At 59.9% G+C, this 15,507-nt stretch carries 15 protein-coding genes; 9 read left to right on the forward strand and 6 right to left on the reverse strand.

Annotated features, from left to right (window positions below):
- Positions 1 to 44 precede the first annotated feature (44 nt).
- The 4 genes from KW837_RS22495 (at position 45) to KW837_RS22510 (ending at position 4,611) form a co-directional block, all read left to right on the forward strand.
- Complete coding sequence (locus KW837_RS22495) at positions 45 to 1,307, forward strand: ATP-binding protein (protein ID WP_218398670.1); 1,263 nt, start codon at positions 45 to 47, stop codon at positions 1,305 to 1,307.
- Positions 1,300 to 1,860 (forward strand): response regulator transcription factor, encoded by a 561-nt coding sequence (locus tag KW837_RS22500; protein ID WP_007901386.1) that lies wholly within the window; start codon positions 1,300 to 1,302, stop codon positions 1,858 to 1,860. Before KW837_RS22495 ends, KW837_RS22500 begins: the two co-directional genes overlap by 8 nt.
- Positions 1,861 to 1,956: 96 nt before the next feature.
- Positions 1,957 to 3,684, forward strand: coding sequence for an ABC transporter ATP-binding protein/permease (locus KW837_RS22505; protein ID WP_218398671.1), 1,728 nt, complete (start codon positions 1,957 to 1,959; stop codon positions 3,682 to 3,684).
- 177 nt (positions 3,685 to 3,861) lie between these two features.
- Complete coding sequence (locus KW837_RS22510; RefSeq protein WP_007901399.1) at positions 3,862 to 4,611, forward strand: FadR/GntR family transcriptional regulator; 750 nt, start codon at positions 3,862 to 3,864, stop codon at positions 4,609 to 4,611.
- Here the strand turns inward: KW837_RS22510 and KW837_RS22515 are convergent.
- From KW837_RS22515 to KW837_RS22525, 3 genes are all read right to left on the reverse strand, one after another.
- On the reverse strand, positions 4,608 to 4,754 hold the full coding sequence (locus KW837_RS22515; RefSeq protein WP_225603831.1) for a hypothetical protein: 147 nt from the start codon (positions 4,752 to 4,754) through the stop codon (positions 4,608 to 4,610). The genes KW837_RS22510 and KW837_RS22515 overlap by 4 nt on opposite strands.
- Before the next feature lie 311 nt (positions 4,755 to 5,065).
- Positions 5,066 to 5,257 carry a hypothetical protein gene (locus tag KW837_RS22520; protein WP_218398672.1) on the reverse strand — a complete coding sequence of 64 codons (192 nt, stop codon included), beginning with the start codon at positions 5,255 to 5,257 and terminating at the stop codon, positions 5,066 to 5,068.
- Positions 5,258 to 5,271: 14 nt separating this feature from the next.
- A complete protein-coding gene (locus tag KW837_RS22525; protein WP_218398673.1) occupies positions 5,272 to 6,603 on the reverse strand; it encodes a phospholipase in 1,332 nt (443 codons plus the stop codon).
- A gap of 234 nt (positions 6,604 to 6,837) precedes the next feature.
- Here KW837_RS22525 and kdgD point away from each other — a divergent pair, with 234 nt between their 5' ends.
- The 5 genes from kdgD to KW837_RS22550 all read left to right on the forward strand — a co-directional run bounded on the left by kdgD (position 6,838) and on the right by KW837_RS22550 (position 13,481).
- Positions 6,838 to 7,749 carry a 5-dehydro-4-deoxyglucarate dehydratase gene (gene kdgD, locus KW837_RS22530; RefSeq protein WP_192346260.1) on the forward strand — a complete coding sequence of 304 codons (912 nt, stop codon included), beginning with the start codon at positions 6,838 to 6,840 and terminating at the stop codon, positions 7,747 to 7,749.
- Positions 7,750 to 7,809: 60 nt separating this feature from the next.
- A complete protein-coding gene (locus KW837_RS22535) occupies positions 7,810 to 9,255 on the forward strand; it encodes an aldehyde dehydrogenase family protein (RefSeq protein WP_218398674.1) in 1,446 nt (481 codons plus the stop codon).
- A gap of 148 nt (positions 9,256 to 9,403) precedes the next feature.
- Positions 9,404 to 10,792 carry an MFS transporter gene (locus KW837_RS22540; RefSeq protein ID WP_371317166.1) on the forward strand — a complete coding sequence of 463 codons (1,389 nt, stop codon included), beginning with the start codon at positions 9,404 to 9,406 and terminating at the stop codon, positions 10,790 to 10,792.
- Positions 10,793 to 10,803: 11 nt separating this feature from the next.
- Positions 10,804 to 12,357 carry a galactarate dehydratase gene (gene garD, locus KW837_RS22545; protein WP_218398675.1) on the forward strand — a complete coding sequence of 518 codons (1,554 nt, stop codon included), beginning with the start codon at positions 10,804 to 10,806 and terminating at the stop codon, positions 12,355 to 12,357.
- 182 nt (positions 12,358 to 12,539) lie between these two features.
- A complete protein-coding gene (locus KW837_RS22550; RefSeq protein ID WP_123498954.1) occupies positions 12,540 to 13,481 on the forward strand; it encodes an AEC family transporter in 942 nt (313 codons plus the stop codon).
- A gap of 154 nt (positions 13,482 to 13,635) precedes the next feature.
- On the opposite strand, the gene KW837_RS22555 is transcribed toward KW837_RS22550, so the two are convergent.
- Genes KW837_RS22555 through KW837_RS22565 form a run of 3 tightly spaced genes read right to left on the reverse strand, consistent with a single transcriptional unit; the run spans position 13,636 to position 15,499 of the window.
- On the reverse strand, positions 13,636 to 14,016 hold the full coding sequence (locus KW837_RS22555; protein ID WP_218398676.1) for a carboxymuconolactone decarboxylase family protein: 381 nt from the start codon (positions 14,014 to 14,016) through the stop codon (positions 13,636 to 13,638).
- Positions 14,013 to 15,074, reverse strand: a complete 1,062-nt coding sequence (locus KW837_RS22560; RefSeq protein WP_218398677.1) for a calcium/sodium antiporter — start codon at positions 15,072 to 15,074, stop codon at positions 14,013 to 14,015. The genes KW837_RS22555 and KW837_RS22560 overlap by 4 nt, the downstream gene beginning before the upstream one ends.
- Before the next feature lie 50 nt (positions 15,075 to 15,124).
- Complete coding sequence (locus KW837_RS22565) at positions 15,125 to 15,499, reverse strand: septal ring lytic transglycosylase RlpA family protein (RefSeq protein ID WP_123355900.1); 375 nt, start codon at positions 15,497 to 15,499, stop codon at positions 15,125 to 15,127.
- Between the last annotated feature and the right edge of the window lie 8 nt (positions 15,500 to 15,507).

A 15,507-nucleotide genomic window follows, 5' to 3' on the forward strand; every position in this document is an offset into this window, starting at 1 on the left:
TTATACTCCGTGCGATCCGCCTGGAGCGCTCATCAGGAGAGCTCATGCTCGCCCCCGTTCAAATCACTTCCGCCACTCGTCAGAACCTCTGGCGGCTTACGTTCATCCGCACCTTGGTGCTGGCCGCTCAGGCCGGTTCTGTGGGGCTGGCCTACTGGTTCGACCTGCTGCCGTTGCCGTGGGTGCAACTGGCAATGACCCTGGGTTGCTCGATGCTGCTGTGCGCGTTCACGGCGGTTCGTCTGCGCACGTCGTGGCCGGTGACCGAGCTCGAATACGCCTTGCAACTGGCCTGTGACCTGTTTATCCACAGTGCCTTGCTGTACTTCTCCGGCGGCTCGACCAATCCGTTCGTCTCTTATTACCTGGTGCCATTGACCATCGCCGCCGTGACGCTGCCATGGCGTTATTCGGTGATTCTGTCGGGTATCGCGCTGGCGCTTTATACGTTGCTGCTGGCGCGGTTCTACCCGTTGGAAACGTTCCCGATCGCCCGGGAAAACCTGCAGATCTACGGCATGTGGCTGAGCTTTGCCCTGGCGGCGGCGGTGATTACGTTCTTCGCCGCCCGCATGGCCGAAGAGCTGCGTCGTCAGGAAGAATTGCGCGCCATTCGTCGCGAAGAAGGCCTGCGCGATCAGCAATTGCTGGCCGTCGCGACCCAGGCGGCGGGTGCCGCCCATGAGCTGGGCACACCGCTGGCGACCATGAGCGTGCTGCTCAAGGAAATGCGCCAAGACCATCCAGACCCGCTGTTGCAGGACGATTTGAGCGTGCTGCAGGATCAGGTCAAACTCTGCAAAGAGACCTTGCAGCAGTTGGTCCGGGCGGCGGAAGCCAATCGTCGCTTGGCGGTGGAGATGCAAGACGTCACCGATTGGCTCGACGAAGCCCTGAACCGCTGGCACTTGATGCGCCCGGAAGCCAGTTATCGCTTCCAGCGCCTGGGCCAGGGTACCGTGCCGCGCATGGCACCGCCGCCGGACCTGACTCAGGCCCTGCTGAATTTGCTGAACAACGCCGCCGATGCGTGCCCCGAAGGCTTGCAAGTGACGCTGGACTGGAATGCCGAGGACTTGACCATCAGCATTCGCGACCATGGCGCCGGTGTGCCACTGGCTATTGCCGAGCAGATTGGCAAACCGTTTTTTACCACCAAGGGCAAAGGTTTCGGCCTGGGCCTGTTTTTGAGCAAGGCCAGCGTGACACGCGCCGGCGGCTCAGTGAAACTCTACAGTCATGAGGAAGGTGGCACGCTTACCGAGCTGCGCCTGCCCCGTGTCGCCCGAGGAGACGAACATGAGTGACGAGATCCAAGTCGAAGGCGAAGAACTGCCGCATTTGCTGCTGGTAGACGACGACGCAACCTTCACCCGTGTGATGGCCCGCGCCATGGCCCGCCGCGGTTTTCGCGTGAGCACCGCAGGGTCCGCCGAAGAAGGCCTGACCATCGCCCAGGCCGACATACCGGATTACGCCGCCCTGGATCTGAAAATGGACGGCGATTCGGGCTTGGTGTTGTTGCCCAAACTGCTGGAACTCGACCCGGAAATGCGCGTGGTGATCCTCACCGGTTACTCGAGCATTGCCACCGCCGTCGAGGCGATCAAGCGTGGCGCCTGCAATTACCTGTGCAAACCGGCGGACGCCGATGACGTGCTGGCCGCGTTGCTCTCCGAGCACGCCGACCTCGATACCCTGGTGCCGGAAAACCCGATGTCCGTGGATCGCCTCCAGTGGGAGCACATCCAGCGCGTATTGACCGAGCACGAAGGCAACATCTCCGCTACTGCCCGCGCCTTGGGCATGCACCGCCGCACGCTGCAGCGCAAACTGCAGAAGCGTCCGGTCCGTCGCTGAACCGGCGCTGAACAATTGTTGTCACACTTCGTTACAAGCCGGGCCGATCATTTATGATCGGCTCGTGTGTGTTCTTTTCTTTATCGAGCCTTATCCATGAATCAGAACGCTGAATATTCCGCGGTCAACGATGCTGTGCGCGGGCAGTTTTTTCGCAAAGTCTGGGCGATGACCACGCCTTACTGGCGCAGCGAAGAGAAGGGCAAGGCCTGGACGTTGCTGATCGCGGTGATCGCGCTGTCGTTGTTCAGCGTGGCGATTTCGGTGTGGATAAACAGTTGGTACAAGGATTTCTACAACGCCCTGCAGAGGAAGGATGACGCGGCGTTCTGGCAATTGATCCTGTACTTCTGCGGCATCGCCGCCGTGGCGATTCTCGGCGCGGTGTACCGGCTTTACCTGACTCAGATGCTGACCATTCGCTGGCGAGCCTGGCTCACCGAGAAACACTTCGCCCGCTGGCTCGGCGACAAGAATTACTACCAGCTGGAGCAGGGCGGTTACACCGATAACCCGGACCAGCGGATTTCCGAAGACCTCAATAAATTCACCACCAACACCTTGGGCCTGGGCCTTGGTTTGATCCGTAACGTCGTCAGCCTGGTATCGTTTTCGATCATTTTGTGGGGCGTGTCGGGCAGCATCGAAGTGTTTGGTTTCACGATCCCCGGCTACATGTTCTGGTGCGCACTGGTTTACGCCGCGGTCGGCAGTTGGCTGACGCATGTGATCGGTCGGCGCTTGATCGGCCTCAACAATAACCAGCAACGTTTCGAAGCCGACCTGCGTTTCTCCATGGTGCGGGTCCGTGAGAATGCCGAAAGCATTGCGCTGTATAACGGTGAGCCGAACGAGAACCGTCGTCTGAGCAGTCGCTTTGGCCTGGTCTGGCACAATTTCTGGGACATCATGAAAGTGTCCAAGCGCCTGACCTTCTTCACCTCCGGTTATGCCCAGATCGCAATTATTTTCCCGTTCATGGTCGCTGCGCCGCGTTACTTCGCCGGCAAGATCGAGCTCGGTGAGCTGATGCAAATCAACTCCGCGTTCGGCAACGTGCAGGAGAACTTCAGCTGGTTCATCAGCGCGTACCAGGACCTCGCCGAGTGGCGTGCCACTTGTGATCGTCTGCTGAGTTTCCGCCAGGCAATGACTGACAACGAAGAGCGTTCGCCAGCCATCGACGTGCAGAATCAAGGCTCGGCGTTGAAGGTGCACAACCTTGGCCTCGACCTCGCTGACGGTCGTCATCTGCTGACCAATGCCGACATGACCGTGGAGGAGGGCGAGCGCGTCATGCTCAGCGGTCGTTCCGGCAGCGGGAAATCGACTTTGCTGCGGGCGATGGGGCACCTTTGGCCGGCCGGCCACGGCAGCATCCGTCTGCCGACGGGACGGTATTTGTTCCTGCCGCAAAAACCCTATCTGCCGATTGGCACCCTGCGCGAGGTGCTGAGTTATCCACAGCCGGGCGACACCTACCCGCACGAGCGCTACGTCCACGTGCTGGAAACCTGCCGCTTGCCGCACCTGGTTTCGCGTCTGGATGAAGCCAACCACTGGCAGCGCATGCTTTCGCCGGGCGAGCAGCAACGTCTGGCCTTCGCCCGCGCGCTGCTTTATGCGCCGCAATGGCTGTACATGGACGAAGCCACTTCGGCGATGGACGAAGAAGATGAAGCGTCGTTGTATCAGGCGTTGATCGATGAATTGCCTGGACTGAGCATCGTCAGCGTTGGCCATCGCAGCAGCCTGAAGCGTTTCCATCCACGGCATGTGCGTATCGAGAATGGGCATCTGGTAGACCAGGCCGTGACCGCCTGACACCACACCCTCTGTAGGAGCGAGGCTTGCCCGCGAAGGCCTTCACGCGGTTTCCGACTGAGGGCCGCGTTATCGTTCTTCGCGGGCAAGCCTCGCTCCTACGGGTGTGGTGGTGATCGTACAACTCGCATGCGCTATGATGCGGATTCAGCCGAATTTTTGAGACAGACGTTCACCATGGAAAACCCGATCGACGCACCTCGCCTCCCTCGCAAGCGCCGCAGCCTCGCTCAGGAACTGGTGACGGTGCTGTCCGAGCAGATCCGCGACGGTCACCTCAAGCGTGGCGACAAGTTGCCCACCGAGTCGGCGATCATGGATGCCCATGGCGTCAGTCGCACCGTGGTGCGCGAAGCGATTTCCCGTTTGCAGGCCGCAGGCCAGGTCGAAACCCGTCATGGCATCGGCACCTTCGTGCTCGATACCCCGAGCCCGAGCGGTTTCCGTATTGATCCGGCCACCGTGGTGACCTTGCGCGATGTGCTGGCGATTCTGGAATTGCGCATCAGCCTGGAAGTGGAATCCGCCGGCCTTGCCGCGCAACGCCGCAGCCCCGAGCAACTGGCGTTGATGCGCGCGGCGCTGGATGCATTGAATGAAAGTGTCTCCCATGCCAGCGATGCCGTGGCGTCCGACTTCCAGTTCCACCTGCAAATCGCCCTGGCGACGGGCAACCGCTATTTCACCGACATCATGACCCACCTGGGCACCAGCATCATTCCGCGAACGCGCCTGAACTCCGCGCGCCTGGCCCATGATGATCAGCAGCACTACATGAGTCGCCTGAGCCGTGAGCATGAAGAGATTTACGATGCGATTGCACGGCAGGATTCCGATGCGGCGCGAGCGGCCATGCGGTTGCACCTGACGAATAGCCGCGAGCGGTTGCGCCAGGCGCATGAAGAGGCGCAGGCGCAGCGGGGTTAGGCCCCCTTCGCTTCGTAGTCGACGTACTCGATTGTGTTGTCCATCAGCACCTTGAATTTCTTCCGAGTGATGAGCCAGTTTTTTCCGGGGATCATCTCAAACTCGACGAAATCTCCAACGTTCACGTGGAGATCGAAGTTCATGAGCATTTCCAGAGGCGCATGCTTGGTTCTGACTGGAAATTTAAATCGATGGGTTGTGTTCATGGACGCTGACCTGAGCAGTGATTGAGCGGCGATTTAGCCTTGTTCAGGGACTGCTTAAAACTGTTAGAAATAGCAGTTTCGATGAACGGTCAGTGTGCATTTTCACTTTCCGTTGGGCCTGGAATAACGCCTTCGCGAGCAAGCCCGCTCCCACACTTGATCCCGGTTGTTCACAAAAAATGCGTTCACCAAGATCCAATGTGTGCGGGCTTGCTCGCGAGAGGGCCGGCGGCCATCTCGCAGTAGCTTCAGCCAGTCCTCAAAATCGAACGATCCACCCTCACCGCCAACCCGGCAGCCCCAGGTTTGGCATCGAAAATCGCATGCCCGCGTTCATCCACAAGCGCCCGGGCAATCGGCAAGCCTTTCGACAGCAACTCCAGCGGCGCGCCTTTCAGTGACTGGCCAGAAGCCAGTTCCAGTTTCAATTTGATAGTCATCAGTGATCTCCTTATCAGGCATTGGCCGCTGAATTCAGCACGCCAGTTGGTTGGTAGTCCTTGAGCAGCAGGTACGTGCTCCAGCCCCACCAGTCGTCCACGGTGGCGGTATCGTTCAGGTTGTTGACGTCCTTGCGCCGCAATACCTTGTCGCCCTCGACCTTGAACAGTGGCGAGAAATTGCCGGCCGGGTTCAGAACCGCTTGCAGGTCGGGCAGCCTTTTCAACGCAGCAAAGCTGCCAGCCGATGGTGCAGTGCCACTGAGGTACGCCGCGAACACTTCATCCGCAGACACCTGAACGGCCTGATTCACCTGGGCGCGATTGGCACTGTCGATCGCGTCGAAGTAGCGCTTGTCGCCATAGGCGTGCCAGCGATCGCCATTGCCATTGCTCACGTTGAGGCCGAACTTGCTGTCTTCATCGTGCATGAAGCGGGTAATCAACGAGCCGAGATCACTGGGCGTGACCACTGCCGCCAGCTGTTTACGCGGTACTCGCAAGTGACCGGCGGAAAACAGGTCGGTCAAAGAGTGATCGGCAAAAGCGTTCATCGCATAGGCCAGTTCCAACTGCTTTTCATCGCCGCTGTTGTGGGCTAGCACCGCTTGTTGCAGCGCTGCCGTGTGCCCGGCGATGTAAGCCAGCAACGCCCATTCTGCAAAGTGGTCAGCATTGTTGGCGGCCAGTTTCAGATAACGCCCCAAAGGGAATAGCGCCGAAACGAAACTGCCGCCACCGGTGATCTTGTTCCACTCTTCCGACAACGTATCACCTAGGGCGTCATAAGCCTCATGAGGCTCTTTACCGTCCCTGATCGCTTGATTGATGGCGGCGATTTCTTTCTGCATGACACCGAGGATCAACTTCGCCTCGGCGTTTGAGGCCGGCAGTACCGCCAGGGAGTTGAAGGCGTTGGTAAAGCGCTGGGTTCGGTCTGCGGCTGTTGCGCCTTCGCAGATCGGTTGGTCGGGAATTCCATAAAAATCACCCCCCAGTGCAATCACTTGTCCATAGGTCAATGCCAGGCCATTGGGCAGGTGCAACTCCACCTGCGAGGCCGGTATGGCAGGAGCATCCTTGACGAAACGCAGCAGGGTGCTGTCGCCGATCGCGGTATGTTCTGCACCTTCAAACCTCAGCTGCGGCGTGCCTTTCAGCGATTTCTCCGGTGGCGTCGGCAGCGGGCCCTGACGCTGATGTTTGAGGTTGTGATGGCTGCCGGCAGTGAGTTTAAGTGTGTCGCCATTGCCAGAAAGGGCGATGCCGTGCTCGGTAAAAAGATCATCCAGATCGGCGATGATCTGTCGGGTATTTTCCTTCGGTTGTGCGTATAGACCTGACATTTCTAGCTCCTTGATATGTCGTAGGTAGAATCAAATTTAACTGTATGCATATACAGTTGTCTGGATCATAGATCAGAAATTTCCTACGTCAAGGGATTACTTTTTCCGACGCAAATTTTGCGGCTCGCGATGAAATGCAGTTGACGGTTGTATTTTAAGTTGTACGATGACCTACAACTTCGGCGAAGGCTGAACGGTTTTCTCACACAACGTTGCTACCAGGGTGTTCGAATAATGAATCCACAAGAACTGAAGTCCATCCTCTCTTCCGGTCTGCTGTCATTCCCGGTCACCGACTTCAATGCTCAGGGCGATTTCCATCGCGCGGGCTACATCAAGCGTCTCGAATGGCTGGCCCCATACGGCGCCTCGGCATTGTTCGCCGCGGGCGGCACCGGTGAGTTCTTCTCTCTGGCGGCCAGCGAATATTCGGAAATCATCAAGACTGCCGTCGACACTTGCGCTACCAGCGTGCCAATTCTTGCCGGCGTAGGCGGCGCCACCCGCCAGGCCATCGAATACGCTCAGGAAGCCGAGCGTCTGGGCGCCAAAGGCCTGTTGCTGCTGCCGCACTACCTGACCGAAGCCAGCCAGGACGGTGTTGCCGACCACGTTGAAGCGGTATGCAAATCGGTAAAAATCGGCGTGGTGGTTTACAACCGCAACGTCTGCCGCCTGACCGCGCCACTGCTGGAACGTCTGGCCGAGCGCTGCCCGAACCTGATCGGTTACAAGGATGGCCTGGGCGATATCGAGTTGATGGTGTCGATCCGTCGCCGCCTCGGTGATCGCTTCAGCTACCTGGGCGGTTTACCGACCGCTGAAGTCTACGCCGCGGCCTACAAGGCGCTGGGCGTACCGGTTTACTCCTCGGCGGTGTTCAACTTCATCCCGAAAACCGCGATGGATTTCTACCACGCCATTGCTCGCGAAGATCACGCCACCGTCGGCAAGATCATCGACGACTTCTTCCTGCCGTACCTGGACATCCGTAACCGCAAGGCCGGTTACGCCGTGAGCATCGTCAAGGCCGGGGCAAAAATTGCAGGCTTCGACGCAGGTCCTGTGCGTGCGCCGCTGACCGATCTGACGGGCGAAGAGTACGAAATGCTCGCCGCGCTGATCGACAAGCAAGGTGCGCAATAACACTCGATTAAACCAAGGCCGCTGAGCAATCAGCGGCTTCTTGCGTGAGGAGATCTTCAAGTGGCTGATGCAAAGCGTTACGACAACTACATCAATGGCGAATGGGTGGTGGGCAGTGATTACTGCGCCAACATCAACCCCTCCGAGCTGACCGATACCATCGGCGATTACGCCAAGGCTGATCTGGCTCAGGTCCACGCCGCCATCGACGCCGCTCGCGCCGCGTTCCCGGCCTGGTCCACTTCGGGCATCCAGGCTCGCCACGATTCATTGGATAAAGTCGGCACTGAGATCCTCGCCCGCCGCGAAGAACTCGGCACGCTGCTGGCCCGGGAAGAGGGCAAGACCTTGCCCGAAGCCATCGGCGAAGTGACCCGCGCCGGCAACATCTTCAAGTTCTTCGCCGGTGAATGCCTGCGCCTGTCCGGCGACTATTTGCCGTCGGTGCGTCCGGGCGTGAACGTTGAAGTGACTCGCGAAGCGCTGGGCGTGGTCGGTCTGATCACGCCATGGAACTTCCCGATCGCGATCCCTGCGTGGAAAATTGCCCCGGCCCTGGCCTACGGCAACTGCGTTGTGCTGAAACCGGCGGATCTGGTGCCGGGTTGCGCCTGGGCGCTGGCGGAAATCATTTCCCGAGCAGGCTTCCCGGCCGGCGTGTTCAACCTGGTGATGGGCAGCGGTCGCGTGGTTGGCGATGCGCTGGTGCAGAGCCCGAAAGTTGATGGCATCAGCTTCACCGGTTCCGTGGGTGTGGGTCGCCAGATCGCTGTTAGCTGCGTGTCGCGTCAGGCCAAGGTTCAGCTGGAAATGGGCGGCAAGAACCCGCAGATCATTCTCGATGACGCCGACCTCAAGCAAGCGGTCGAGCTGTCGGTACAGAGCGCGTTCTATTCCACCGGCCAGCGTTGCACCGCCTCGAGCCGCTTCATCGTCACCGCCGGGATTCACGACAAATTCGTCGAAGCCATGGCCGAGCGCATGAAGTCGATCAAGGTTGGCCATGCGCTGAAAACCGGCACTGATATCGGTCCGGTCGTCTCGCAGGCTCAGCTTGAACAGGACATGAAATACATCGACATCGGCCAGTCCGAAGGTGCGCGTCTGGTCAGTGGCGGTGGTCTGGTGACGTGCGATACCGAAGGCTACTTCCTCGCGCCGACGCTGTTTGCCGACAGCACAGCTGCGATGCGCATCAGCCGCGAAGAGATCTTCGGCCCGGTGGCCAACATCGTTCGCGTCGCCGATTACGAGGCAGCGCTGGCCATGGCCAACGACACCGAGTTCGGCCTGTCAGCGGGTATCGCCACCACGTCGCTGAAGTACGCCAACCACTTCAAGCGCCACTCCCAGGCCGGGATGGTGATGGTCAACCTGCCGACCGCCGGCGTGGATTACCACGTTCCGTTTGGTGGGCGTAAAGGTTCATCCTATGGCTCACGTGAGCAAGGTCGCTATGCACAAGAGTTTTACACGGTCGTGAAGACTGCCTACATCGGTTCCTGATACACCGCAGTACCCCCTGTAGGAGCTGTCGAGTGAAACGAGGCTGCGATCTTTGCTTTTAAAGATCAAAAGATCGCAGCCTCGTTTCACTCGACAACTCCTACAGCCCCTACGGGGAACACAACAGCTTCACCCGCGCATAAAAATAATCAGTGGGAGTACATCTACAATGCAATCGACCAAGCCGACTCACGTCCGCTATTTGATCCTGCTCATGCTGTTTCTGGTGACCACGATCAACTACGCCGACCGGGCCACTATCGCAATCGCTGGCTCCAGCCTGCAAAAAGACCTCGGCATCGACGCGGTCACCCTCGGTTATATCTTCTCCGCATTCGGTTGGGCCTACGTGGCTGGGCAAATTCCCGGTGGTTGGCTGCTGGACCGTTTCGGTTCGAAAAAAATCTACGCGCTGAGCATTTTCACCTGGTCGCTGTTCACCGTGCTGCAGGGGTATGTCGGTGAGTTCGGCATGTCCACGGCGGTGGTTGCGCTGTTCATGCTGCGCTTTTTGGTGGGCCTGGCCGAAGCGCCATCGTTCCCCGGCAACGCGCGCATCGTGGCGGCCTGGTTCCCGACCGCTGAACGCGGTACGGCGTCTGCGATCTTCAACTCGGCGCAATACTTTGCCACCGTGTTGTTCGCGCCGCTGATGGGCTGGATCGTCTATAGCTTCGGCTGGCAGCACGTGTTCATCGTCATGGGGGTGATCGGCATCATCTTCTCGGGGATCTGGCTGAAGGTGATCTACAGCCCGCGCCAGCACCCGATGATCAACGACGCCGAGTTCAAGCACATCGCCGACAACGGCGGCATGGTCGACATGGACCAGGATAAAGGCAAAGGCAAAAAAGGCGACGGTCCGAAGTGGGACTACATCCGCCAGCTGCTGACCAACCGGATGATGCTCGGCGTGTATCTGGGCCAGTACTGCATCAACGGCATCACTTACTTCTTCCTGACCTGGTTCCCGGTGTACCTGGTGCAGGAGCGCGGCATGACCATCCTCAAGGCTGGTTTCATTGCCTCGCTGCCGGCGATCTGCGGGTTTATCGGTGGTGTTCTTGGCGGGGTGATTTCCGATTACCTGCTGCGCAAAGGCCACTCGCTGACCTTCGCCCGCAAGGCGCCGATCATCGCCGGCCTGTTGGTGTCCAGCAGCATCGTGGCCTGCAACTATGTGGACGTGGAATGGATGGTCGTCGGCTTCATGGCCCTGGCATTCTTCGGCAAAGGCGTGGGCGCGTTGGGCTGGGCGGTGGTGTCCGACACCTCACCGAAACAGATCGCTGGTCTCAGCGGTGGCCTGTTCAACACCTTCGGCAACATCGCGTCGATCACCACGCCGATCGTTATCGGCTACATCATCAGCTCCACCGGCTCGTTCAAATGGGCGCTGGTGTTCGTCGGTTGCAACGCGCTGGTAGCCGTCTTCAGCTATCTGGTGATCGTTGGCCCGATCAAACGTGTGGTACTCAAAGAGCCGCCTGTCAGCGGTCCTGAAACCAACAATAAGTTATCTGAAGCGCATTCCTGAGGAGCGGCGTCATGCAGTTGATTGAACATTCCGACTCGCCGCGCTACATCCGCCTGCACGAGCGGGACAATGTGGTGATCGTGGTCAACGATCAGGGCGTACCGGCCGGCACCGAATTCCCCGATGGTTTGGTCACCGTGGATTTCGTGCCGCAGAGCCACAAGGTCACTCTCGAGGACATTCCCGAGGGTGGCCAGGTGATTCGTTACGGGCAAACCATCGGCTACGCCTTGCAGCCGATTCCGCGCGGCAGCTGGGTCAAGGAAGATCAACTGCGCATGCCGACCGCGCCGCCGCTGGACAGCCTGCCGCTGTCCACCGAAGTGCCGGCCGCGCAGGCACCGCTGGAAGGCTTCACCTTCGAGGGTTTTCGCAACGCCGACGGCACCGTCGGCACGCGCAACATTCTCGGCATCACCACCACGGTGCAATGCGTCACCGGGGTGCTGGATCACGCGGTGAAACGCATCAAGGACGAACTGCTGCCCAAGTACCCGAACGTCGATGACGTGGTGGCGCTGACCCACAGTTACGGCTGCGGCGTGGCGATCACCGCCACCGACGCGTACATCCCGATCCGCACCGTGCGCAACCTGGCGCGCAACCCGAACCTGGGTGGCGAAGCGTTGGTGATCAGCCTGGGCTGCGAGAAATTGCAGGCCGGGCAGGTGATGCACGAGAACGACAGCTCGGTGGATTTGAGCGATCCGTGGTTGTACCGCTTGCAGGACTCCAGCCACGGTTTCACCGAGATGATCGAGCAGATCATGGAACTGGCCGAAACCCGCTTGAAAAAGCTCGATCTGCGTCGTCGGGAAACCGTGCCGGCGTCCGAGCTGATCCTCGGCATGCAGTGCGGCGGCAGCGATGCGTTCTCTGGCATCACTGCCAATCCGGCGCTCGGTTACGCCTCGGACCTGTTGCTGCGGGCCGGTGCGACGGTGATGTTTTCCGAAGTCACCGAGGTGCGCGACGCGATTTACCTGCTGACGTCCCGCGCCGAAACCGAGGAAGTGGCTCAGGAACTGGTGCGGGAAATGGACTGGTACGACCGTTACCTGGCCAAGGGCGAAGCGGATCGCAGTGCCAACACCACGCCGGGGAACAAGAAGGGCGGGTTGTCGAACATTGTCGAGAAGTCGCTGGGCTCGATCGTCAAGTCCGGCAGCAGCGCGATCAACGGGGTGCTCGGCCCTGGCGAGCGATTCAAGCGCAAAGGGCTGATTTTCTGCGCGACCCCGGCCAGTGATTTTGTCTGCGGGACGTTGCAGTTGGCGGCGGGGATGAACCTGCATGTGTTCACCACCGGGCGGGGTACGCCTTATGGGTTGGCGATGGCGCCGGTGGTAAAGGTGTCGACCCGCACAGAACTGGCGCAACGCTGGCCGGATTTGATCGATATCGATGCCGGGCGAATTGCTACCGGGCGAGCGTCGATTGAAGAGCTTGGCTGGGAGTTGTTCCACTACTACCTGGACGTGGCCAGCGGCAAGAAACAGACGTGGGCGGAGCAGCATAAGCTGCACAACGACATTACCTTGTTCAATCCTGCGCCGATTACCTGATACCGCGTTATCGTTCTTCGCGGGCAAGCCTCGCTCCTACAGGATCGCGTCGTACGTAATTTCCGCGAACGACACGATCCTGTAGGAGCGAGGCTTGCTCGCGAAGGCGTTCTACCAGACGCCAACGTCCCCAGTGGCTTATCATTAGCCCCCTAACGACGCCCACCCAAGGTTCTCCCGGCATGCTGGCTATTTTCCTCGAAACCCTGAACATCACCGCGCCGGTGTTTGCCATGCTGTTTCTGGGGGCGCTGCTCAAGCGCATCGACTGGATCAACGACAACTTCATTCATACCGCGTCGGCCCTGGTGTTCAACGTCACCATGCCGGCGTTGCTGTTTCTGGGCATCTTGCATGCCGACCTGCATGCCGCGCTGCAACCGGCGCTGCTGATCTACTTCTCGATTGCCACGCTGATGTGTTTTGCGATTGCCTGGGGCTGGGCGATCTGGAAATGCCCGCGGGAAGACCGGGGCATCTACACCCAAGGCGCGTTTCGCGGTAACAACGGCGTTATCGGTCTGGCACTGGCGGCGAGCATGTACGGCGACTACGGGATTTCCCTTGGGGCCATTCTCGCGGCGTTGGTGATCCTGTTCTACAACACGCTCTCGACCATCGTGCTGGCGGTCTACAGCCCGGTGATCAAGTCTGACCCGTGGAGCATCTGCAAGAGCGTGATGGTCAACCCGCTGATCATCAGCGTGTTTGCGGCGACGCCGTTTGCGTATTTCAAGATTGGTTTGCCGGGGTGGCTGGAAACGTCCGGCCAGTACCTGGCACAAACCACCTTGCCGTTGGCTTTGATCTGCATCGGGGGCACGTTGTCGCTGGCGGCGATGCGCAAAAGCGGCACGATGGCGCTGAGTTCAAGCCTGGTGAAGATGATCGGCCTGCCAGTGCTGGCGACGCTTGGCGCCTGGCTCTGGGGGTTTCGCGGGGCGGAATTGGGGATTCTGTTTCTGTACTTCGGCAGCCCCACCGCGGCGGCCAGTTTCGTCATGGCGCGGCAGGCCAATGGCAATCATGAATTGGCGGCAGCGATCATCGTGATTACCACGCTGATGGCGGCGGTCACCACCAACGTCGGGATCTTTTTGTTGCAGTGGGGTGGGTGGATCTAGCCTTGGGGTTTGTGGTGTTTTTCAGATCCATTCGCGAGCAAGCCCGCTCCCACAGTGGATTTTTGGTGTACCCAAAATCTGGGTTCATACCGATCAAGTGTGGGAGCGGGCTTGCTCGCGAAGACGGCAGAACAATCAACACAAATTCCGACGATTACTCCGGCTTCTGATAGCTATCAATCACTTCCTGCGCCGCCCGAAACGCATCGATCGCCGCCGGCACACCGGCATACACCGCGCAATGCAGCAGTGCCTCGCGAATCTCTTCCACGGTGCAGCCGTTGTTCAGCGCACCGCGCACATGGCCTTTCAATTCTTGCGGGCACTTCAACGCGGTCAGCGCGGCGAGGGTGATCAGGCTGCGGGTTTTCAGCGGCAGACCTTCACGGTTCCAGACCCCGCCCCAGGCGTGTTCGTTGACGAAGTCCTGCAGCGGCTGGGTGAACTCGGTGGCATTGCCCAAGGCGCGGTCGACGAAAGCGTCGCCCATCACTTGGCGGCGGACTTCAATGCCAGGTTTCTTATTGTCAGTCATGGCAATTCCCTCTTGTGGTGTTGGCGACGCCAGGCGCGTAGCGAGGTGAACAGCAAAAACGCCCCCAGCGCCGGCAGGACGAAAAACAGCATCAGGTGTTCAAGCTTGCCGGCCAGTGGCATACCGGTGGTGAACGACACCACGTGCAGCCCATAGGCCAGGTACAAACCCAAGAACAGCAGGCCTTCGGCGCGAGTCACCCGGTAGCCGGAATAGAACACCGGCAGGCACAGCACCGCGACACCGAGCATCACCGGCAGGTCGAAATCCAGGGCGTTCGGCGAGACCGACAGCGGCGACGGCGCGATCAATGCGGTAAGCCCTAGCACGCCCAACAGGTTGAGCAGATTGCTGCCGATTACGTTGCCTACCGCGATGTCCCGCTGACCGCGCAACGCGGCGATCAACGAAGTGGCCAGCTCCGGCAGGGACGTGCTGACGGCGACGATCGTCAGGCCGATGATCCGCTCCGACAACCCCAGGTCGGTGGCGACCGCCACCGCGGCGCCGAGCAGCAAGTGCCCGGCGAACACCAGCATCGCCAGCCCGGCGACAATCATCAGCAGGCTGCCGAACCAGGGTGCCTGCCGTGCGTCATGTGCGCCCGATGGCGGGCGGGCCGAGTGCCGCGACTGGCGCAGCAGCAAGCCCAGATACAGCACCAGCGCGGCCAGCAGCAGCATGCCGTCGAACCGGTTCAGTTCTTCGTTCCATGCCAGTACGAACACCAGCAGGCTGGCGCCGATCATCAGCGGAATATCCAGGCGCACCAATTGCCGCGAAACCCGCAGCGGAATAATCAGCGCCGAGAGCCCGAGGGTGACGAGGATGTTGAAGATGCTGCTGCCGATCACGCTGCCAACGGCGATGTCGGCGTTTTGCGCCAGGGTGGCTTGCAGGCTGACCGCCATCTGCGGTGCGCTGCTGCCGAGGGCCACGATGGTCAGGCCGATGATCAGCGGCCGCACATGCAGTCGCGCGGCCAGGCGCACGGCGGCGCGCACCATCAATTCGGCACCGGCGACCAGTAAAAACAGACCGCTGAACAATTCAATCACGCTGATCAGGGGTAAATCGGCAAGTCCGAAAATAGTCAGCGCTCCGTCTATCAGTCGTCGAGGGCTTGCACGCGAACTTTCGCGGTGCCACTGCGCAGCATGCCCAACTGTTCGGCCGCTTCACGTGACACGTCGATCAGGCGCCCACGAGAGTATGGCCCGCGGTCGTTGACGCGTACCACGCAGGACCTGTCGTTATTCAGGTTGGTAATCTTCACCCGGGTGCCGAACGGCAACTGGCGATGGGCGGCGGTCAGGCCGTGCTGGTTGAAACGCTCGCCGCTGGCGGTGCGTTTGCCATGGTGTTTGGCGCCGTAATACGAAGCTACGCCGGTCTTGTCGTAGCCGTGTGGATCGATGGTATCCGTACTGGCACAACCGGCCAATAGAGAGAGCAGGGCGCAGGCACTGAGCAGACGCTTCATTCAATGGT

Origin of the sequence: Pseudomonas sp. PDM24 (genome assembly GCF_019218905.1) — a bacterium.
Taxonomy (GTDB): Bacteria; Pseudomonadota; Gammaproteobacteria; order Pseudomonadales; family Pseudomonadaceae; genus Aquipseudomonas.